Origin of the sequence: Mycobacterium sp. GA-1285, from assembly GCF_001499905.1 — a bacterium.
Lineage (GTDB): Bacteria > Actinomycetota > Actinomycetes > Mycobacteriales > Mycobacteriaceae > Mycobacterium.
In genome coordinates this window covers 23,314-41,799 of sequence record NZ_LQIS01000008.1, presented here as the reverse complement: position 1 = coordinate 41,799, position 18,486 = coordinate 23,314, and the positions used below count along the sequence as shown (strand labels likewise).

Sequence of the window (18,486 nt, the reverse complement as noted above, 5' to 3'; positions counted from 1 at the left end):
CGACTTCCTTGTTGTACAGAATTACGCGGAGTGTACCATTGTTTAACGCCTGTCCACCCAGGAAAGGACCAGCCGATGGTGACAGCGGAGTTGCGCTGGGATCCGTTCGACCGTGCCCTGCACAAGAATCCCTACGAGGTGTGGCGACGACTGCGCGATGAGGCGCCTGTCTACTACAACGAGCAGTACGACTTTTACGCATTGAGCCGGTTCGACGACGTGTTGTCGGCCTCCCTGGACACCGAGACGTTCTCGTCGGAGCACGGCATCACCCTGGACGGAATCACCCCCGAGCCGTGGCCGTCGCCGAAGGCGATGATCATGATGGACCCGCCCGACCACACCGCGATGCGAAAAATGGTCAATCGCACCTTTTTTCGTAGCAAGATCGCCGAGCTCGAGGACCGGGTGCGCATGCTATGCCGCGGATATCTGGATCCCCATGTCGGCAGCGGGGGGTTCGACTACGTCCGCGACTTCTCGATGAAGCTGCCGGTCATGGTGATCAGTTCGCTGTTGGGCTTCCCGGAAGAAGACCATGACAATCTGCGCGAGTGGACGGATTTACAGCTCCACCGCGAGGAGGGCACGGCGGAGCTCAGCGAATTGGGCCAACAGGCCAACGAGAAGCTCTTCGGGTATTACAAAGAACAAATTCAGAAGCGCCGTGTGAACAGCACCAGCGATATCGTCAGTAACCTGATGGATTCCGACCTAGTGCAGCCTGGCCGAGCAACTCGTCGTCTCGACGACGGCGAAGTACTGTTCTTCATCGCGCTCATCAACGTCGCGGGCAACGAGACCGTCGCGCGACTGCTCGGCTGGACAGCGTTGACACTCGCGCGCTTTCCGGGTGAACGCGCAAAGCTCGTCGAGAACCCCGGCCTCATCGGCGGCGCGGTCGAGGAACTACTGCGATACGAGGCACCGTCGCCCGTGCAGGGCCGCTTCACGCTGCACGACACCACCTTTCACGACACCGTCATACCGGCCGGCTCCAAGGTCGCGCTGTTGACGGGCTCGGCCGGGCGTGACGAACGCCAGTATCCGAACCCGGAAGTCTTCGACGTCAACCGGACCGGCATCCGCCACGTCAGCTTCGGCCACGGCGCGCACTTCTGCCTGGGCGCCGCGCTCGCCCGACTGGAGGCCAGAGTGGCCATCGAGGAGACCCTGGCCCGCTTCCCGACGTGGGAGGTGGACGAGGACGCCGTCGAATATGTCCACACCAACTCGGTGCGCGGTCCGGCGAGCGTGCCGATCCTGCTGTGAGCGCCACCGGACTGACCTTGCGCACCGAGGACGGGGTCCGGTGGTTGGTGCTGGACCGCCCGGACGTCGGCAACTCCGTGACCCGGGCGATGCAGCGGGACCTCATCGACAACTTGGAGCGCGCGTCGAGCGATCCCGATATCCGTGCCGTCGTGTTCACCGGCGCGGGCACCAGGCACTTCTGCACCGGCCCCAACCTCCGCGACCCCGAGATGCGGCCGAGCCAGGACCGGGTCGCCGGCGACGCCGCGCGCAGGCTTCGCACCGGATCGCAGGCCGTGGTGTCGGCGATATTGGACTGCGAGAAACCGGTCGTCTGCGGACTGAACGGCGTCGCGGCCGGTGTCGGCGCGAGCATGGTCCTGGCGTGCGACCTGATCGTGGCCGCCGAAAGTGCGCGGCTGATTGAGCTGTTCGTGCGACGCGGCCTGGCGCCCGACGGTGGTGCCGCCTACCTGCTCGCGCGGAAGGTGCCGTTCAACATCGCCAAGGAACTGCTGATGTTCGGCGAGGAGATCAGCGCCCAGGAGGCGCATCGCATCGGGTTGGTCAACAAGGTCGTCGCCGACGATCAGCTCACCGCGGAAGTGACGGCCTGGGCCCAGCGCCTCGCGCGCGGCGCGACCCGCGGGATCGCCGCCGCCAAGGCGATGCTCAACCAAGCCCTCGACATGGACCGCGCGGCGGCCTTCGACACCGAGGCACTTCTCGTCGAGCAGGTGGCGGCCACCGATGACGTCGAGGAGGGGATGGCGGCCTTCATGGAGAAACGCGACCCGACGTTCCGCGGACGGTAGCGGCGATGGCAGGCATGCAGATCACTCCCGGGGTGATCGGGCCCTTCGCCAACGCGGTCCGGATGAATGTCGTTGCAGCCGTGCAGAACCGCGCGCGGGGCTATCGGGGGTGGACGGGCGCGGTCAACACCGACTTCGATCCGATGGATCCCGCGACGGCGTCTGCGCCGTTTGAGGCCTACCGGAGACTCCATCGCAGCGGTCGGGTCCACTACAACCCCCGGCGGTCCAATTTCATTCTGAGCCGACTCGACGATGTCCGGACCGCTCTGCGCGATACGGAGTACGTGACGAGCGCCGAAGGCGTCACCCGGCTCAAATTCTCGGCACCGCTCGCTGTACTGACCGACGGAGACGAGCATGCCCGGCTGCGCAAGCAGGTCCAGCCGGGCTTCAGTAAGGGCGCGATGGATAGCTGGAAGGGGATGACGGAGAAGCTGGCGACCGAACTCGTCACCGAGGTCATCGACGACCCCGGCTGTGATGTGGTGCAGCGGCTGGCAATTCCGATGCCCATCCGGATGATCGCGCAGATCCTCGGCATACCGGAGTGCGATGCCGACGACTTTCGGCGCTGGTCGGAGGCCGGCGTTGGCATCATGAACTTCTCACCCACGCCGCGCGGAGTGATCGATGCGGTGAAGTCGATGGCCGCGATGGGCGCCCTGCGTCGCTATTTCCTTAACCAGTTCGCCCACGGTGGGTTGAAGGGCTCCGGCACCGTATTGGGTCGCCTGCTCGAACACAACAGCGACGGCAGCCTCACCGATGAGCAGCTGTTCCTCATCGCGATTCACCTGCTGATCGCGGGCAACGAAACAACAACAAACCTGCTGGGCGGCATGTTCGACACCTTGGCGCACAATCCCGACCAGTACGACATGATCCGAGCCGACCCCGACCTCATCCCCATGGCGGTCGAGGAGCAGTTGCGTGTGACGACGCCGATCCAGAACCTCTACCGGTACACCTGCGCCGATTACGAGATCGCCGGCGTCACGATACCCCGTGGTTCTCGAGTTCTCCTGTTGTTCGGCGCGGCGAACCGCGACCCCATCGCGTTCGAGGACCCTGATCAGTACCGTGCGGACCGAAACCCTCAGACGCACATCGCCTTCGGCTACGGTGCGCACATGTGTCTGGGTGCTCCGCTGGCGAGGATGGAGGCTCAAGCGGTTCTACGTGAACTCGTTTCCCGGGTGTCGCGGATCGACGCGGTTGGCGACACGACGTGGTCGCGGCACAGCTCGTTGCGTGGGCCCACGCGGCTCGCGGTCCGGCTCACCCCGGTGCGGTGAGCTCAGCGCAGCCTGGCACGTAATACGTTGAGCGTCAGATAGATCGGGTACGCGATCGACAGTGCGACATTCGCCGTGCGGATTCTGCTGCTCATCAAAGTCAAGCCCAGCACGGTCTCGAGGCCGCCATTGACGAAACATGCAATCGTGTGTTGTGGGTGAAACCGAGACGTACGTCATGCTGACCGCTTAGCCGAGCAGTTCGCTCAGCGGTGTCACGTGCCCGATCCGACCGCCGGTCAGGAGCGGTTCCATGAGCAGGAGTTGTCGCATCACCCGACGGTGTAGCAGTGCAATCAATGCGGGGTCGTGATGCGGCGCCCCGGTGCGGACGAACTTCTCGAGGGTTTCGTCGCCCTCCGCGCGGTCGGCGGGTCGACTCCCGAGCAGATCCTGGATGTCATCGAGGTCGGCGGCGTCGATGGCGTGTGCGTACTCGCTCACGCGGTGACACAATCGCGCAACCTTCGCCACGGCGGAACGCTGGTACTCGGCGATACCGGCTGGCACTTCGAGTGACTCCACCATAGATGCCAGGCCGACGATCGCGCCGGGGTAGGCCGTGGGCATCGGCTCGGGTAACGACACGGCCGATAGCTGGACGTCGGCCTGTCGGGCGATCGATTCGATCGCGTGCAGCGATAGGAGATGGAACCACTCGATGTACTGGACGATGTCAGTCAGCGGTAAGTCCAGATGCAGAACGATCGCGACACCGAGCGGCGTGCAGAGCGCGAACTTGGCGGTGTGGAACTCGATCGCGGCCCGGTCCAACGGTGTCCCGGAGGCCGCCTCGTAACGCCTCAACACCCGGCCGAGGTCGCCCATCGGCTCCGTCACGTTGCGCAATCGCAGGCCCGCGAGATCGTGGCAGACGTCACCGATGTGGGCGAGTTCGACGTCGATCAGGCCGGTGATCCGACCGTCGGCTGCCATGTACTGCCCGGTGTCACCGAGAACGAACGACGGGGTCGACCGGTGGGCCGGGGCGTTGCGCCGCAGCCATCCGAGTGCGAACTCCAGTAACGGTTCCGGGCGCCGCTTGTTGTTCCGATAGCGGGCCACGAATGTCTCGAAATGGTCGAGGGCAAGCGCACGTGCACCGTCGGGGATGCGCAGGTTCGCAGCCGCGAACGCCGCCGGGTCGATGGAGTGGGTACGCACGAGTGCGTCGACGTAGGCGTCCATGATCGCGTCGATGCCGTGAGCATCGTCGGTGTGACACGGATTCGGCGCTCCCGGCAACAGGTCCATCACGACCGCCGATGCCTCGGGGATCTCCCCGTGTACGTGGGGGACGGGGATCTGGTGCGCCTCCATCACCCGCAGGATCGCTGCCTCCGCCGCGACGCTGGCGAACCCGAACCCCTCGCGATCTCCCCGGACGTAGAGGCCGACCTCCCGACCGCCGCGGTCTGCGGTGACGAACCACGCGGGCCGCCAACGGTGGTGGCGTTCGATGGTGCGCACCGGTCCGATATTCGCTGAGATCCAGTCCTCAACGACGGAGTCCACGCCGTGTTCAGTCACTGGACAATAGTACAGATAGTGTGCTCTCGTAATATCTGAAAGACTCCGCCGCCGAACGGCAGCGACCACACTGGAGGCATCATGAGCCTGTTCGACGCCTTCTCCTATCGAGACAAGCGTGTCGTCGTCGTCGGTGGCGCCACCGGGATGGGCAATGCCACAGCTCGGCTCGCTCAGGACGCGGGTGCCGACGTCGTCGTCATGGACTACGCCGACTGCGACCTGCCCGGCGTCACTGCAATCCGAGTGAATCTGGCGGACCGGAACAGCATCGACACTGCGGTGGCCGAATGCGGGGGCACCGTCAACGCCCTCTTCGCGTGCGCGGGCGTGGCGGACGGTCCCGGCATCGAGCGCATCAACTTCATCGGTCACCGCCACCTCATCGAGCGACTGCGCGCCGAGGACATGCTCCCCCGGGGCAGTGCGATCGGGTTCATCTCGTCGGCGGCCGGGCTCGCCTGGCGGTCGAACCTGCCGCAGCTCACCGAGTTCCTCGACATCGTGGACTTCGACACCGCCGCCGCGTGGGCGGTCGACAACGGTTGTGCGCACTACATGTTCACCAAACAGGCGGTATGCGCGTACGTGGCGCGCGAGGCCATGGATCTCATCTCCGACGGCATCCGCATCAACGCCATCTGCCCCGGTCCCACCGACACGCCACTGGCGCAGGCCAATGCGGAACTCTGGCTCGACTTCGGTGCCGACTACCGCGCGAAAGTCGGCGTGGACGCCGCCACGCCGATGGAACAGGCCTACCCGCTGCTGTTCCTGTGCAGTGATGCGGCGCGCGTCGTCAACGGCATCACAATGGTGACCGACTCGGGATATCTCAGCGCCGGTATCACCGAGGTGTTCCCCGCAGGCACGCCGATGGCGAAGATGCTGTTGGACGGGTAGTGGCCATGAGTGCGGACTTCGCGAACAGCGTCGTCGTCGTCACCGGCGCGAGCGGCGGAATCGGCCGTGTGATCGCGCGGCGGTACGCGCGCAGCGGCGCCACGGTCGCGTTGGTCGCGCGGCGGCCTGACCAACTGGCGGTGACCGCGGACGTGATCGCCGAGGACGGTGGGCATGCCTCGGTGCACGTCGCCGACATCCGGGACGAGAGTCAGTGCGGGGACGTCGTTTCCGCGATCATGTCCCGCTGGGGGCGTCTCGATGTCCTGGTCAACAACGCCGCGGTGCCGGGCACCGATCAGCCGGTCGCGGAGGCGACCGTCGACAACTGGAACGAGGTGCTTACAACGAATCTCGTCGCCCCGATGGTGTTGTCGCGAGAGGCACTGCGGCAGGCAATGATTCCGGCCAGGAGCGGCAATATCCAGTTCCTCTCTTCGGCCGCGGCGCGTACGGTGCAACCGCAGAAGGCCCATTATGCCTCGGCCAAGCTGGCATTGAGCGCATTGGGGCAGACGCTGGCACTGGAAGTGGGGACCGCCGGGATCCGGGTCAACACGCTGGTGGTCGGCACGGTGGAGGGTCAGTTGGTCGACAACTACCTGGCCCGGCGGGCGGCCGCCGATGGGGTGAGTCCGGACGAGGTGCGACGCAGGCTGGTCGCGTCGACCAAGATGGGCCGGCTGATCCGCCCGGAAGAGGTCGCGGACGTCTCCGTCTGGCTGGCCTCCGACGCCGCGTCAGCGATCACCGGCCAGGACATCAAAGTGACAGGAGGCTGATGCGGATGGCTCACCCCGATCAGGTCGCAATGTTGATGGCACGCGACGAAATTCGTCAGCTTGCATACAGGTATGCGGCCGCACTCGAGTCACGAGACATCGTCGCGATGGTCAACCTGTACTCGCCCGAGGCCCGCTTCGGCGACTACGGCGACGGCTCCGACGGACTGCGGCGCCTGATGGCACACAGCCTCGACGGATGCGTGTTTGTGGTGATCTTGGTCGCCAACCATCTGATTGACTTCGATGACGACGCGCGAGCCCACGGCCAGGTGTGGGCACACTGTTTCGCCCAAACCGAGGCCGACGGCTTCGTCGAGCAGCTCATCAAATACGAGGATCGCTACGAACTGCGCGACGGTCGGTGGCTGTTCCTGCATCGCAGTCACCGCCTGTGGTACGGCCTCGGTCACGCCGAGTCACCCCTGCGGCAACCGGCAGCCAACTGGCCCGCCGGCCAGATCGGAGTCGGCGATATCCCCCTGGCCGATCCTATGTTCCGCAAATGGTGGGATTCCGGGTCATGACTTTCCGTTGCCTTGCTGATGGCCTTCAATTTCCGGAAAGTCCCGTCGTCTGTGAGGATGGCTCCGTTCTGGTATCCGAGATCGCCGGTGGGCGCATCACGCTCGTACATCAGGACGGCTCGACACAGACGTACGCTGACACGGGAGGTGGCCCGAACGGTCTCGGCCGGCTTCCAGGAGGCAAGCTTGTAGTGTGCCAAAACGGCGGGAGCAGATTCGAAATCGGGCCGTGGCCCTACGAGTTCGACGGTTGCGCGATGCTCTTCCGGCCTATCGGGCCGGCCGAGAGTCCCGTGACGCCGCAGTTACAGCTTGTGGACGTGACGGGCGCTGTCTCGACGCTCGCAACGGAGTTCGTCGCCCGTGATGGCAGCACGCAGCCACTTGTTCGGCCGAGTGACATTTGTGTCGATGGTCTAGGCGGCTTTTACATCACCGACGGCGGAGCCGTGTACGGCCGCACTCGCAGCGTCACCGGACTGTTGTACGGAACACTCGGCGGCGAGATACGTGAAATCGTCTATCCGTTGGAGATGCCCAACGGAGTTGCGTTGTCACCCGATGGCGCGAAGGTGTACGTCGCCGAGACGAGGACGCGACGCATCTGGGAGTTCGAGCTCGAGGCGCCAGGAGTCGTCGGCCGGGGCCGTGGATTGGCGACGGTTCCAAGCGGCGGTCCGCTCAATGTCGGTGGCGCCGACGGCGTTTGCGTTGATCGCGACGGCCGCATCCTGGTGGCGACACTGGGAACAGGCGGCGTGTCGGTGTTTTCCCCAGAAGGTGATTTGCTGGGGAGGATTCCGGCCGATGACCCTATGACGACGAACATGACGCTGAGCGCAGACGGCGACACGCTCTATATGACATTGGCGTCGTCGGGTCGGTTGATCATGGTCGATAATTGGCTGGACGCCGCCCGGATCGCGTCAGCGTGAGCCGGTGGTCGATGCGGCGCCGCAGGCAGTTTCCGGTCGGATGGGCGGCCCAGGCACTGCTGGTTTCGGGCGCGATCGTCCCGACAGCACTGGGCGCCACGGCGATTGCGGTGTTGACATTCTGGGCACTGCCCACCGGTGCTGCCCTGGGCGAGCGGCACGTGCTGATGCTGAACGTGATCGTTTGTGTCATCTACACGGGAGTCGCCATTCCGTTGGGTGTCGTCTGGGGCTATTTCTGGTTGACCCTTCCTCCGGACGCCGATGAGGCGAAAGGTCGGCGCACACTCCTCGTCGTTCCGGTACGGATGGCGGTGATCCACGCGACGGTGTGGACCGCGGCGGCTCTCTTGTTGGTGGTGATCAATCTCGGCACACCCTGGTTAGCCGCAACGTTGGGCGTCTCCGTGCTCCTCGGTGCAGCGGTGACCGCACCGTTGTCGTACTGGATGTGTGCGCGCGCCCTGCGAGAGGCTGTCGCGGAAGTGCTGACCAGCAACCCACCGACGAGGCCGCGCGGACCGGGCCTTCGCGCACGCGCGGTCGGTGCGTGGGTCGTGGGTACCGGCATTCCGATGATGGGGCTGATGCTGGTTGCCGCCAGCGCACTGGCGGTCGAATATCCCGGAGACCGATTGGCTTGGGTGGTATTGGCACTTGGAGCGCTTACCGTTGCCAGCGGTCTGGCTGTGGCAGCTTTGATCGGGGCGACCACAGCGGATCCCATCGACGAGGTCAGGAGTGGTATGCGCCGTGTCGAGCGCGGCGAGTACGACGTATCTGTTCCCGTGTTCGATGCATCGGAGCTCGGGCTATTGCAGGCCGGATTCAACACCATGGCGGGCGGCTTACGTGAACGCGAGCGACTCCGCGACCTGTTCGGGCGTCATGTCGGCCGTGACGTCGCCCGACTAGCCGAGGAGAACGCTCACGTGGCGATGGGTAGCGAGAAGTGTGAAGTAGCAGTGCTGTTCATCGATATGGTCGGCTCAACACAGCTGGCCGCCGCGCTTCCTCCTGAAGACGTTGTCTCGATCCTCAATGACTTTCTTGCCGTCGTCGTGGAAGTGATCGAGAATCACGGCGGTCTGATCAACAAGTTCGAGGGTGATGCCGCGCTGGCTGTCTTCGGCGCCCCGATATCCACTGGCGATGATGCCGGCCACGCGTTGGCCGCCGCGAGGGAGATCAACTGTCGGCTGAACCCGTCGGGCGGCGAAGTCAAGTTCGGCATCGGCGTGTCGGCCGGCATGGCCGCGGCGGGCAACGTCGGCGCACATAGTCGCTACGAATACACAGTGATCGGCGATCCGGTCAATGAGGCGGCGCGCCTAGCCGATATCGCGAAGGAGTCGGGTGGCGTGGTGGCCTCCGCCGCTGCGCTGCAGCGTGCATCGCATTCGGAGGCTCAGCGATGGCGCGTCGTCGACACCCGAGTCCTGCGTGGTCGTGACACCGCCACCGAAATCGCCGCGCCGAGTTAGCCTCGCGCTCAGTTCTCCTTGTTGGTCATCTGGTCGGCGAGATTCTGGATGAAGGCGCCGTACCCGACGCCGCCGTGATCGGACATCACGGCGTCATAGTCGTACTCCGGCGGATTGCCATCGTTGGGTCGCCAGCCGGAGTCAGCCGTGCAGGAGGCGAACCCCTCCTCTGGAAAGGCGTACCACCGGCGGGTATTCAGTTCGACGATCTTGTGCGCTTCTTCGTCGGGAACGCCGGCCAGCATCTCCTCGGCGCGAGCCCGGCTCTTCGGCCAGAACGAGTCGGAGTGCGGGTAGTCGCACTCCCAGGTGATGTTGTCGATCCCGATCAGATGGCGCAGTCCGACTCCGACCTCATCCTCGATGAAGCAACCGGTGATGTTGCGGCGGAACAGCTCTGACGGCGCGATCGTCGGATGGATGTTCTGGTAATACTTGTGTTTGCGCCACACGTAGTCGGCCCGCTCAATGATGTACGGCATCCACCCGATGCCGCCTTCGGAGAACGCGACTTTCAAGTTGGGGTGCTTGTGAAACACCGGGGAGAACATCAGCTCGACCGCAGCCGACATCGACGTCGTGCCCATGAGCGTCACCATCACCGCGAACGGCGCTTCGGGCGCGGTGGCGGGTGGCATGCCGCCGGAGCCGAAGTGCATGACCGCGGTCAAGTTGGTCTCCTCCAAAGCGGACCAGACCGGATCCCAATGCGGGGTGTGGAAACTCGGTAGACCGAGATTCAGCGGGTTGTCGGGCAGACCGACGGCGCGACAACCCTTGGCCGCCATGCGCTCGATCTCCTTGACCATGAGCTGGGTGTCCCACAGTGGGGTGATCATCATCGGGATGAACCGCGCCGGATCGGTGGCGCACCACTCGTCGATCGAGAAGTCGTTCCACGCCTGCACGCACAGCAATGCCAGTTCCTTATCGGTGCCCTCGAGGAAGACCGTGCCGCAGAACCGCGGAAACGACGGGAAGCACAGCATCGCGTGGACTCCGTCGATGTCCATGTCCAGCAGGCGCGCCTTGGGGTCGTAGCACCCGGGGATCATGTCGTCGTATCGCACCGGGTCCACGCCGAACTCCTCGGGGCGCTTGCCGGCGACGGCGTTGAGCCCGATGTTGGGATACGCGCGCCCCTCGTACACCCACTGGTGCATCGGCGGCTTGCCGTCCCGCGGGAACTCGACGATGCGCGGGCCGTCGTGCCGATACTTCTCGGGCAGCCGGTCGGACCAGACGTGCGGAGGTTCGATGAGGTGGTCGTCGACCGAGAGCAGCTTCATCGACGGTTGCAGTGGCATAGCTGGTCCCCCGTCCTTCCGGCTGATAGTCTTTATAGAACAATTGAACAGATTATGCTTAGTTGACTATAGCGCCCGGTGGTGTGGGACTCAACCGTGGCAAGGAGGCACCGATGGACCCCAGTGATCGCATTCCCCACGACGACTGGGCCGATCAGGACCTGCTGACCCGCGCCGAGGCAGCCGAACGGTTGGCCGCCGAGATCTCCGACGTCAAGGCCAGGGTGGACGGCGGCGAGACCGACGAGGTCACGCTGCGCCGCCTCGCGGCGCTTCAAGAGGCGCATGCCCAACTCGTTGATGGACGGGCGCCGAACTGAGTCAGTTCGATCGCGGGAGGCCGAGCACCCGTTGCGCGACGATGTTGCGCTGAATCTGCGCGGTCCCGCCGTAGATCCCCGCGGCTCGCGACCATACGTAGATATCCCACTCCAGTCCCTCGCGCAGCAGCGGTTCGCTGTCGGTGAGATCCATCATCGTGTGGCCGAACACCTGGTCGGCGCGGGTCATCAGCAGCTTGTCGACGGATCCTTCGGGACCCGGGAGGGCGCCGCGCTGCCGCTCGCTCAACGACCGCTGCACCTTGAGCTGCAGGGCGCGCAATTCCGCGTACGCGCGACCGAGGCGGACTCGGGTCATCGGGGAGTTCTCCAGCTGCCCGGAGCGCACCTGCTGTTCCAGGTCGCGCAATTGCCTTGACAGCCTGCTGATCCAGTTGATGTCGCTGGGGCCGCGTTCGTAGGCGAGCAACTGGTTGGCGATCGCCCAGCCCTGCCCGCGCTTGCCGAGCAGGTTCTTCTCGGGCACCTCAACATCGTCGAACGTCACCTCGGTGAATTCGCGGTTGCGCGCGGAGTTGACGATCGGCGTGACGGTGATACCGGGTGTCGACATCGGCACCAGCAACACCGAGATGCCCTGATGCTTCGGGACGTCGGGTTCGGTGCGGCACAACAGAAAACACCAGTCGGCGACCGCGGCGAAACTTGTCCAGATCTTGCGCCCACGGACTTGAAACACCCGCCGACCGCCGGTCTCGACGAGGTCCGCCCGGGTCTTCAGGCCGGCCAGGTCCGATCCGGCCTCGGGTTCGCTGAACCCCTGACACCACCGCACCCGGCCCGAGAGCAGGCCGGGCAGCAGTTCGCTGCGCTGGGTGTCGGACCCGAACAGCCGCAGTGCGTTACTGAGGTGGCCGACCCCCTCGATCGGCGCCGCGCCGGCGCGGCCCAACTCGTCGTTGAGAATGGCTTCGTAGATGGGGGGCAGGCCGTGGCCGCCGTACTCGACGGGAAACGACAACCCGATGTATCCGGCTTCATACAGCGTCTGGTGCCAGGCGTTCTGGGCGTCCGCGCGAGACGCGGGGTCGTCGGGGATTGCGGCGTCGGCGCTGTGGTCGCGCAGCCACTGGCGCAGGTGTGCCCGGAATTGTGCTTCCTCGGGGGTGTCGTTGAAGTCCATCGCCTACGCCAACCCCTCGTTCGCCAACCGCAATTGCGCGATCGCCTCGTACTGGTCCGTCTCGTCGCCGAACAGGCGGCGGTTCAACAGAGTTCGGCGCACACGTAGGTGCGAGACGTGCTCCCAGGTGATGGCGATCCCGCCGAACACCTGAACGGCGGTCTCCACTACGTCACGGCCGGCCGCGGCGGCGTATGCCTTGGCCGTCATGGCGGCCAGCAAGGCCTCCTCGGTGGGTAGGTGGTCGACGGCCCACGCCGCGTGCCACACGCAGCTTCGCGCGCCCTCGACGCCGACCAGCGCATCGGCCAGCATGTGCTGCACCGCCTGAAACGAGCCGATCTGGACGCCGAATTGGCGTCGTTCCCCGGCGTAGCGGACCGCCTCATCGAGGGCGCCCTGCATGACCCCGAGCAGATCGGCGGCGACGACGGTCAGTGCGAGTGCATCGACACGACGCCAGCGCTCCTCGGAGATCGGCTCGCCGACGGTGTCGATCGGCGCCGCGCTGTCGGAGGGCAGTCGGCGCAGAATCCGGGTCAGATCGAGGCCCTCCTCAGCCGCTACGCCATCCAGTGGGGCCGTGCCGAGGTGGCGGAGCCCGTCCGCCTGATTGACCACCAGAACGTGGGTCGCGCCTGCGGCGTCAAACGCGACCGCGCCGCCGTCCAGGGCGCCGAACCGGCGCAGGTCGACGGTCAGCGCCGGGGCGAAGCGCAGTTGTCCCTCGGCCAGAAGATCCAATTCCTTCTCGGCGCGCGCGGCTTCCAACAGCTCGGCGGCGAGCACCGCTTGACCGGCGACCGGCACCGCGCACAGCGTGCGGGCCAACTGCTCGATCGCCAGGACCGTCTCGACCCCACTGGCCTCCAGGCCGCACAGGGCGGGGGAGCGCAGGGTGGGAATGCCGATCTCGACCACCTGGCGCCACTGCCGCGCCGGGGAGTCACCGCCACCGATGTCGCTCGGATCCGTGGTCGCCAGCTGATCCGCCAGCGCGGATACGGTGTCCTGCAGGAGCTTTTGCTCGTCGGTCAGACTGATGTCCATCGAGCGATCAGCCGTCGTGCAACGTCAAGGCGACGTTCGGGCACAGCGCGACCGCTTCGCGTACTCCACACACCGTATTGGATTCGCAGAGGTCGCGATCCACTTCGACGCGCATCCGGCTTCCTTCCTGGACGTTCGGATACCATCATGAATGATAGAACGAATATTGTTCAACTGTTCACTCGAGGAGGCCCGTGTTGTCGCGGCTGGAGAATCGAAACGCCCTCGTCACGGGTGGTGCTCAGGGGCTCGGGCGGGCGGTCGCCCGGCGACTGGCGGCCGAAGGCGCGCTGGTGACGATCGTCGACCTGAACGAGGAGAAGGGCCGCGAATGCGTCGGGCTCATCGAATCGGCAGGTGGTAGGGCGGCATTCGCCCGGGCGAATGTCGCCAAGCGCGAGGACATCGAGGCCGCCGTGCACGGGGCCGCCGTCGACGGGCGCCTCGACGTTCTGGTGAACGCCGCCCAGTACTTCGCGATGCCCAAGGCGCTGGAACTGGTGTCGGACAAGGACTGGGAACTGTCGGAGGCCACGGGCCCGAAGGCGACGTTCCGGTTCATGCAGACGGCGTTCGGCGCGCTGAAGGAATCCGGTAAGGCGTCGGTGATCAACTTCGTATCGGGCTCCGCGCTCGGGGGAATGGCCTACACCGCACCGTATTCCGCTGCCAAGGGTGCGATTCAGGCGTTGACGAAGGTCGCTGCCAACGAGTGGGCCCGCCATGGTATCCGGGTGAACGCGGTGTGCCCGTTCGCGCTGACCGACGTGCAGCGCAAGATGATCGGCACCGAATGGGACAACTACACCCGCACCGCGGACGCATCGCCGATGAAGCGCGGCGCCGATCCCGACACCGAGATCGCACCGGCCGTGACGTTCCTCGCCAGTGACGACGCGGCGTTCGTCACCGGAACCGTGCTGCATGTCGACGGCGGCATGACCGAGTTGTCGACTGTGGACTATTCGCAGTCGCCGGGTGTGTTCAGCGCTACCTGAGCGTCATCTCCACGCTGGTGTATCCCCGCACGGTGGCGGTAAGCACGCGCTCGTGCGCCCCGATCGAGTAGTTCGGAAACTTCTTGGCGATGTACTCGAAGACGAGTTGGGCCTCCCGCCGGGCCAACCACTGGCCGAGGCAGATGTGGATGCCCCAGCCGAAGTACACGTCCGTGCCGCGTGGGCGGTCGATGATGAAGCGGTCGGGGTCGGGGTAGCGGCGTTCGTCGCGGTTGGCGCTGCCGAGCAGCAGGAGTACCCAGTCACCGGCCGCCATCGACACACCGTGTGTTTCGACAGGACGGGTGAGGGTGCGCGCGACCCAGTGGCTGGGGGTGTCGTATCTGAGTGCCTCGTTGACGGCGGCCGGGATCAACTTGGGGTCGTTGACAATTCGGCGCCACTGGTCGGGATGCTCGTGCAGCGCGACCAGCCCGTTGGAGATCAGCTTCTGGGTGGTTTCCGAGCCCGCCGCCGACAACAGGTTCGCGAACATCAGCACCTCGTGGGGGGTGAGCGAGCGTTCGCCCCCGGCCTCGGGGTCGTCGAAGGTCGCGTTGAGCACGGTGCTGATGAGGTCTTCGCCGGGATGCCGGCGGCGATGGTCGATGAGATCGCCGATGTACGCGCTGATCTTGCGGTTGGCCTCGATGGCGGTGGCCGGCATCGCGACCTCGCCCTCGTGCCGGGTCAGGAACGCCTCCCACCACACTCGGAGTTGTTCGCGGTCTGCCTGCGGAACGCCCAGCAGGTCGCCGATCACATCGGTGGGGATGGAGAAGGCGAATGCCTCCATGGCGTCGACGGTGGTGTTCGGTCTCAACTTGTCGAGGTGGTGTGCAACGACCGCGCGCAGCGCATTCTCCAAGGCCGCGACCGCCTTCGGGGTGAAGAATCCCTTGATCACTCCGCGGATCCGGTCGTGCCGTGGCGGATCCATGGAGATGATCGAGTACTTGCGCCCGTCGTCGTCCGGGTTCTCCGGCGCCGGACCCTGCTTGGAGGAGTACGTCGACCAATCCCGCAGCGCGCCGGAGACGTCGTCGAATCGGGACAGCACCCACCACCGGTCTTCGGGATCCCGGTATACCGGCGCCTCGTCGCGCAACCGGCGGTACACGGGATAGGGATCATCGAAGATCGCCTTGGAGAACGGCGAATACGTCAACTCGTTGGTCGCTGGCACCATGATTTCGTCACCTGTCAGCCGGAGGAGTTCGTTCGATGAGCTCGAGCAGGTTGCCGTCGGGGTCGGTCGCGATCAGGCCGCGGTTGCCGGCGCCGAACGCGACGGTGCGGTCTGGAAGTGCGCGGCCCCCGTGCGCCACGATCGCGTTCACCACCCGGTCGGCGTCGTCGACCCGAAACGACAGGTGGGTGAAGCCGAGGGTGTTCATCGGGCGCGGCCCAGGTGCCCCCACGGTTCCCGGACGGGCGTAGCCGAGCAGTTCGAGGCGAAACCCGTCGCGTTGCAGGTAGACGAGTTCGAGCAGCAGGTCGGGCACGTCGAGCAGCCGGGCGGTGGCGTCGTCGTCGATCGTCATCCGGCCGACGACTTCGAAACCCAGTGCAGAGCAGTAGAACTGCTGGGCAGGACCGATGTCGCGTACACACAGTCCGATGTGGGTGAGCCGGTGCCCGGCGCTCATCGCGGTCGTTCGGCGAGGTCGTCGAGCAGCGCGTTGTGCTCACCCAGCAGCGGCGGCCGCGTGGGTGCGTCGGCCGGTGTCGCGCTGAACAGGTACGGCGTGCCCGGATAGGTGATGGCCCTGTCCAGTTCCGGGTGTGGCACCGCGACGTGAAGACCCCGTGCGACGGTGTGCTCGTCGTCGAACGCCTCGTTCGGGGGAAGCACTGCGCCGCAGGGAAAGCCGCGGCGCTGACTGGTCACGAAGAACTCCTTGGCGGGCAGTCTTGACGCGATGAGGCGGATCGCGTCGCGCGCGGCGCTGAGGATCGCCGTGGTTTCGTCGTCGACACCGATCAGGGCCAGGTCGACTGGTTCCTCCCGGCCCGCCGCCAGTTCGAGGAACACGGCTTCGGGCAGTTCCTCGGCGAGGCCGAGTTCATCGAGCCACGCCAGCAGCCGGGCGAAGTCCTCCTGCTTGCGCGGGAGAACCCCGGTGGTGGCGTAATGCCCGTCGGCGCAACGCACTTGGACGGGAGAGCTGGGTGTCGGGTAGGCGTGTCTGCCCGTCTGACGCAGACAGATGTCCTGATTCACCAGCCAGTGATACGTCGTCTGCTCGCTGGTGACGTTGCACGCCGCATTGACGTTGACGTCGACCAGTTGGCCCTGCCCGGTTCGATCGCGGTGTGCGAGGGCCAAGAGAGCACCGATCGCGCAGTACATTCCGGCGATGTTCGCCGACTGATCGCCGGCTCCCCGGATGGGCGGCAGGGTGCGGTCGTCGTATCCGCAGTTCCACACCGGGCCGCCACCCGCGAGCATCGTCAGATCGGTCGCTGGTTGGCCGCCGCGGACGCTGCCCAGCCCAAACGGGCTCACCGACACCCAGACCAACCGGGCATCGCGGGACGCGCACGCGTCATAGTCGACGCCCTCACACCGGTCGCTGCCCGCGATGACGACGTCGGCAGTGGCGATCAGCGCCGCAAGATCCCGCTGTCCGGCATCGGTGCGCAGATCGATTGTCACCGAGCGCTTCCCGACGTTCCCCGCCCACCAGCGCAGACTCCGATCCACACCCGGCTGATCGTCGACAAATGGCGGCCGGGCCCGGTGAGTCGATCCGGTCGGCGGCTCGACGACGATCACGTCGGCGCCCAACTCGGCAAGCACCCGACCGCCGACCGGAGTGAACTGGTCGGCGATCTCGATGACCCGCAGGTCGCTCAGCGCGGTCAGATCACACCTCGCTGTGCCCAGTCGTCGAGTTCTGCCTCGGAGTGGCCGAGCAGATCCACGAGCACCTCGCGATTGTGTTGGCCCAGCCGGGGTGCGGCCGAGGTGATCTGCCACGGAGTGGCAGAACATCGCATCGGGATGCCCTCGACACGCACCTCGCCCATATCGGGATGGGTCACCGAGGGGAAGAGCCCCATCGCGGCCAGATCGGGGTCGTCATCGATACGTTCCGACGGGCTTTTGACCATGCTCGCCGGTAACCCGGCGGTCACGAGGTCGTCGGCGAGCGTCGCCGCGTCTCGGGTGGCGGTGACGTTGCCGATCAGCGCGTCCAGTTCATCAGCGGCGCGCACACGCTGCTCGAGGGTCGCGAACCGATCCGACGACAGCTCGGGTTCGTTGAGGATCTTCGCCAGCACGCCGAGTTCACGCTCGTCGCGGCAGGCGATCGCGATCCAGCGGTCCGCGCCCGCACAGGGGTAGATGCCGTGTGGCGCCATCTCTGCGAAATCGGCGCGATTGCCGCCGGCGGTGGCGGCGCGCCCGTTGACCGTCCAGTCGAGCACCTCCGTCGGCAGCATCGCGATGCCCGCGGGCACGGTCGCCAGGTCGACGTGCTGACCCTCCCCGGTCCTGTCGCGGTGGTGCAGCGCTGCGAGGATGGCCGTCGTCATGTACAGCGCCGACATGTGATCCATGTAGGAGAAGCCCCACCCGGCGGGTTCGGTATCGGGTAGGCCGGCGGTGAACGTCAAGCCGCTCATCGCCTGGACGATCGGACCCCATGTCTTGAAATCCCGATACGGGCCGGTGTGGCCGAACCCGCAGTTGGACACGTAGATGATGTCGGCCTTGATCTCCTGCAGCTCCGCATAGCCGAAGCCGCGCTTCTTCAGGACGCCGGCCGCGAAGTTCTCGCAGACGATATCGCTGATCGAGATGAGCTCGCGCAGCAGGTCTTTGCCCTCCGGTTTGCGCATGTTGATTGTGACGCCGTACTTGCCGACATTGTGGTTGTTGAACCCGGCGCCGAAGTTCACCCCGCGGCGCCCGTCGACGTACGGGCCGACGCCGCGCAAGGCGTCCCACAGTCCCTGTGTGGCAGGGTCTTCCACCCTGATGACCTCCGCTCCGAACGCAGCAAGGATCTTGGTGGCTCCGGCGCCCGCCAGCTGACCACTCAAATCGCACACGCGTACGTGGGACAACGCGCCCGTCACAGAAGCGACAATAGCAGCTGGACATAAAGTGTTCTATTGTTCAGCCCGAT

Annotated in this window: 18 protein-coding genes; 10 read left to right on the top strand and 8 right to left on the bottom strand. The window is 65.7% G+C overall.

Annotation, left to right across the window (positions count from 1 at the left end; all coding sequences use genetic code 11):
* Window positions 1-75: 75 nt before the first annotated feature.
* The 3 genes from AU193_RS06455 to AU193_RS06445 are packed head-to-tail and all read left to right on the top strand — an operon-like array spanning window position 76 to window position 3,367.
* Complete coding sequence (locus AU193_RS06455; RefSeq protein ID WP_064421532.1) at window positions 76-1,272, top strand: cytochrome P450; 1,197 nt, start codon at window positions 76-78, stop codon at window positions 1,270-1,272.
* Window positions 1,269-2,069, top strand: a complete 801-nt coding sequence (locus AU193_RS06450; RefSeq protein WP_064421531.1) for an enoyl-CoA hydratase/isomerase family protein — start codon at window positions 1,269-1,271, stop codon at window positions 2,067-2,069. The genes AU193_RS06455 and AU193_RS06450 overlap by 4 nt, the downstream gene beginning before the upstream one ends.
* A 5-nt stretch (window positions 2,070-2,074) precedes the next feature.
* Window positions 2,075-3,367: a cytochrome P450 gene (locus AU193_RS06445; RefSeq protein ID WP_064421530.1), complete on the top strand. Its 1,293-nt coding sequence runs from the start codon at window positions 2,075-2,077 to the stop codon at window positions 3,365-3,367.
* A gap of 189 nt (window positions 3,368-3,556) precedes the next feature.
* On the opposite strand, the gene AU193_RS06440 is transcribed toward AU193_RS06445, so the two are convergent.
* On the bottom strand, window positions 3,557-4,897 hold the full coding sequence (locus AU193_RS06440) for a phosphotransferase (protein ID WP_064421529.1): 1,341 nt from the start codon (window positions 4,895-4,897) through the stop codon (window positions 3,557-3,559).
* An 81-nt stretch (window positions 4,898-4,978) separates the two neighbouring features.
* On the opposite strand from AU193_RS06440, the gene AU193_RS06435 reads away from it, so the two are divergent.
* Genes AU193_RS06435 through AU193_RS06415 form a run of 5 tightly spaced genes read left to right on the top strand, consistent with a single transcriptional unit; the run spans window position 4,979 to window position 9,528 of the window.
* Window positions 4,979-5,800, top strand: a complete 822-nt coding sequence (locus tag AU193_RS06435) for an SDR family oxidoreductase (RefSeq protein WP_064421528.1) — start codon at window positions 4,979-4,981, stop codon at window positions 5,798-5,800.
* Between the two features lie 5 nt (window positions 5,801-5,805).
* On the top strand, window positions 5,806-6,582 hold the full coding sequence (locus AU193_RS06430) for an SDR family NAD(P)-dependent oxidoreductase (RefSeq protein WP_082682865.1): 777 nt from the start codon (window positions 5,806-5,808) through the stop codon (window positions 6,580-6,582).
* 5 nt (window positions 6,583-6,587) lie between these two features.
* The gene (locus AU193_RS06425; RefSeq protein ID WP_064421629.1) at window positions 6,588-7,109 is read left to right on the top strand and encodes a nuclear transport factor 2 family protein; all 522 of its coding nucleotides are present in this window, start codon (window positions 6,588-6,590) and stop codon (window positions 7,107-7,109) included.
* The gene (locus tag AU193_RS06420) at window positions 7,088-8,044 is read left to right on the top strand and encodes an SMP-30/gluconolactonase/LRE family protein (protein ID WP_371259151.1); all 957 of its coding nucleotides are present in this window, start codon (window positions 7,088-7,090) and stop codon (window positions 8,042-8,044) included. Before AU193_RS06425 ends, AU193_RS06420 begins: the two co-directional genes overlap by 22 nt.
* Window positions 8,011-9,528: an adenylate/guanylate cyclase domain-containing protein gene (locus tag AU193_RS06415; protein WP_216637269.1), complete on the top strand. Its 1,518-nt coding sequence runs from the start codon at window positions 8,011-8,013 to the stop codon at window positions 9,526-9,528. Before AU193_RS06420 ends, AU193_RS06415 begins: the two co-directional genes overlap by 34 nt.
* 8 nt (window positions 9,529-9,536) lie before the next feature.
* Here AU193_RS06415 and AU193_RS06410 read toward each other — a convergent pair whose 3' ends face one another.
* Window positions 9,537-10,835, bottom strand: a complete 1,299-nt coding sequence (locus AU193_RS06410) for an amidohydrolase family protein (RefSeq protein ID WP_064421526.1) — start codon at window positions 10,833-10,835, stop codon at window positions 9,537-9,539.
* A 113-nt stretch (window positions 10,836-10,948) separates the two neighbouring features.
* Between AU193_RS06410 and AU193_RS06405 the strand changes: the two genes are divergently transcribed.
* A complete protein-coding gene (locus tag AU193_RS06405) occupies window positions 10,949-11,155 on the top strand; it encodes a hypothetical protein (RefSeq protein WP_064421627.1) in 207 nt (68 codons plus the stop codon).
* A 1-nt stretch (window position 11,156) separates the two neighbouring features.
* Here the strand turns inward: AU193_RS06405 and AU193_RS06400 are convergent, their stop codons facing one another.
* Both AU193_RS06400 and AU193_RS06395 read right to left on the bottom strand, forming a co-directional pair.
* Window positions 11,157-12,299: an acyl-CoA dehydrogenase family protein gene (locus AU193_RS06400; RefSeq protein WP_064421525.1), complete on the bottom strand. Its 1,143-nt coding sequence runs from the start codon at window positions 12,297-12,299 to the stop codon at window positions 11,157-11,159.
* A 3-nt stretch (window positions 12,300-12,302) separates the two neighbouring features.
* On the bottom strand, window positions 12,303-13,349 hold the full coding sequence (locus AU193_RS06395) for an acyl-CoA dehydrogenase (RefSeq protein WP_064421524.1): 1,047 nt from the start codon (window positions 13,347-13,349) through the stop codon (window positions 12,303-12,305).
* A 194-nt stretch (window positions 13,350-13,543) separates the two neighbouring features.
* Between AU193_RS06395 and AU193_RS06390 the strand changes: the two genes are divergently transcribed.
* Window positions 13,544-14,347: an SDR family NAD(P)-dependent oxidoreductase gene (locus AU193_RS06390; protein ID WP_253867659.1), complete on the top strand. Its 804-nt coding sequence runs from the start codon at window positions 13,544-13,546 to the stop codon at window positions 14,345-14,347.
* Here the strand turns inward: AU193_RS06390 and AU193_RS06385 are convergent.
* Genes AU193_RS06385 through AU193_RS06370 form a run of 4 tightly spaced genes read right to left on the bottom strand, consistent with a single transcriptional unit; the run spans window position 14,340 to window position 18,436 of the window.
* On the bottom strand, window positions 14,340-15,536 hold the full coding sequence (locus AU193_RS06385) for a cytochrome P450 (protein ID WP_064421523.1): 1,197 nt from the start codon (window positions 15,534-15,536) through the stop codon (window positions 14,340-14,342). The genes AU193_RS06390 and AU193_RS06385 overlap by 8 nt on opposite strands.
* 7 nt (window positions 15,537-15,543) lie before the next feature.
* Complete coding sequence (locus tag AU193_RS06380; RefSeq protein ID WP_064421522.1) at window positions 15,544-15,996, bottom strand: VOC family protein; 453 nt, start codon at window positions 15,994-15,996, stop codon at window positions 15,544-15,546.
* Window positions 15,993-17,198, bottom strand: coding sequence for a CoA transferase (locus tag AU193_RS06375; protein ID WP_256364330.1), 1,206 nt, complete (start codon window positions 17,196-17,198; stop codon window positions 15,993-15,995). The genes AU193_RS06380 and AU193_RS06375 overlap by 4 nt, the downstream gene beginning before the upstream one ends.
* 14 nt (window positions 17,199-17,212) lie before the next feature.
* Window positions 17,213-18,436, bottom strand: a complete 1,224-nt coding sequence (locus AU193_RS06370; RefSeq protein WP_253867656.1) for a CaiB/BaiF CoA-transferase family protein — start codon at window positions 18,434-18,436, stop codon at window positions 17,213-17,215.
* Window positions 18,437-18,486 lie beyond the last annotated feature (50 nt).

Coding starts and splice junctions, on each gene's coding strand:
- AU193_RS06455 (WP_064421532.1), top strand. CDS start 76: ATGGTGACAGCGGAGTTGCGCTGGGATCCGTTCGACCGTGCCCTGCAC.
- AU193_RS06445 (WP_064421530.1), top strand. CDS start 2,075: ATGGCAGGCATGCAGATCACTCCCGGGGTGATCGGGCCCTTCGCCAAC.
- AU193_RS06435 (WP_064421528.1), top strand. CDS start 4,979: ATGAGCCTGTTCGACGCCTTCTCCTATCGAGACAAGCGTGTCGTCGTC.
- AU193_RS06430 (WP_082682865.1), top strand. CDS start 5,806: ATGAGTGCGGACTTCGCGAACAGCGTCGTCGTCGTCACCGGCGCGAGC.
- AU193_RS06425 (WP_064421629.1), top strand. CDS start 6,588: ATGGCTCACCCCGATCAGGTCGCAATGTTGATGGCACGCGACGAAATT.
- AU193_RS06420 (WP_371259151.1), top strand. CDS start 7,088: ATGGTGGGATTCCGGGTCATGACTTTCCGTTGCCTTGCTGATGGCCTT.
- AU193_RS06410 (WP_064421526.1), bottom strand. CDS start 10,835: ATGCCACTGCAACCGTCGATGAAGCTGCTCTCGGTCGACGACCACCTC.
- AU193_RS06405 (WP_064421627.1), top strand. CDS start 10,949: ATGGACCCCAGTGATCGCATTCCCCACGACGACTGGGCCGATCAGGAC.
- AU193_RS06400 (WP_064421525.1), bottom strand. CDS start 12,299: ATGGACTTCAACGACACCCCCGAGGAAGCACAATTCCGGGCACACCTG.
- AU193_RS06395 (WP_064421524.1), bottom strand. CDS start 13,349: ATGGACATCAGTCTGACCGACGAGCAAAAGCTCCTGCAGGACACCGTA.
- AU193_RS06385 (WP_064421523.1), bottom strand. CDS start 15,536: ATGGTGCCAGCGACCAACGAGTTGACGTATTCGCCGTTCTCCAAGGCG.
- AU193_RS06380 (WP_064421522.1), bottom strand. CDS start 15,996: ATGAGCGCCGGGCACCGGCTCACCCACATCGGACTGTGTGTACGCGAC.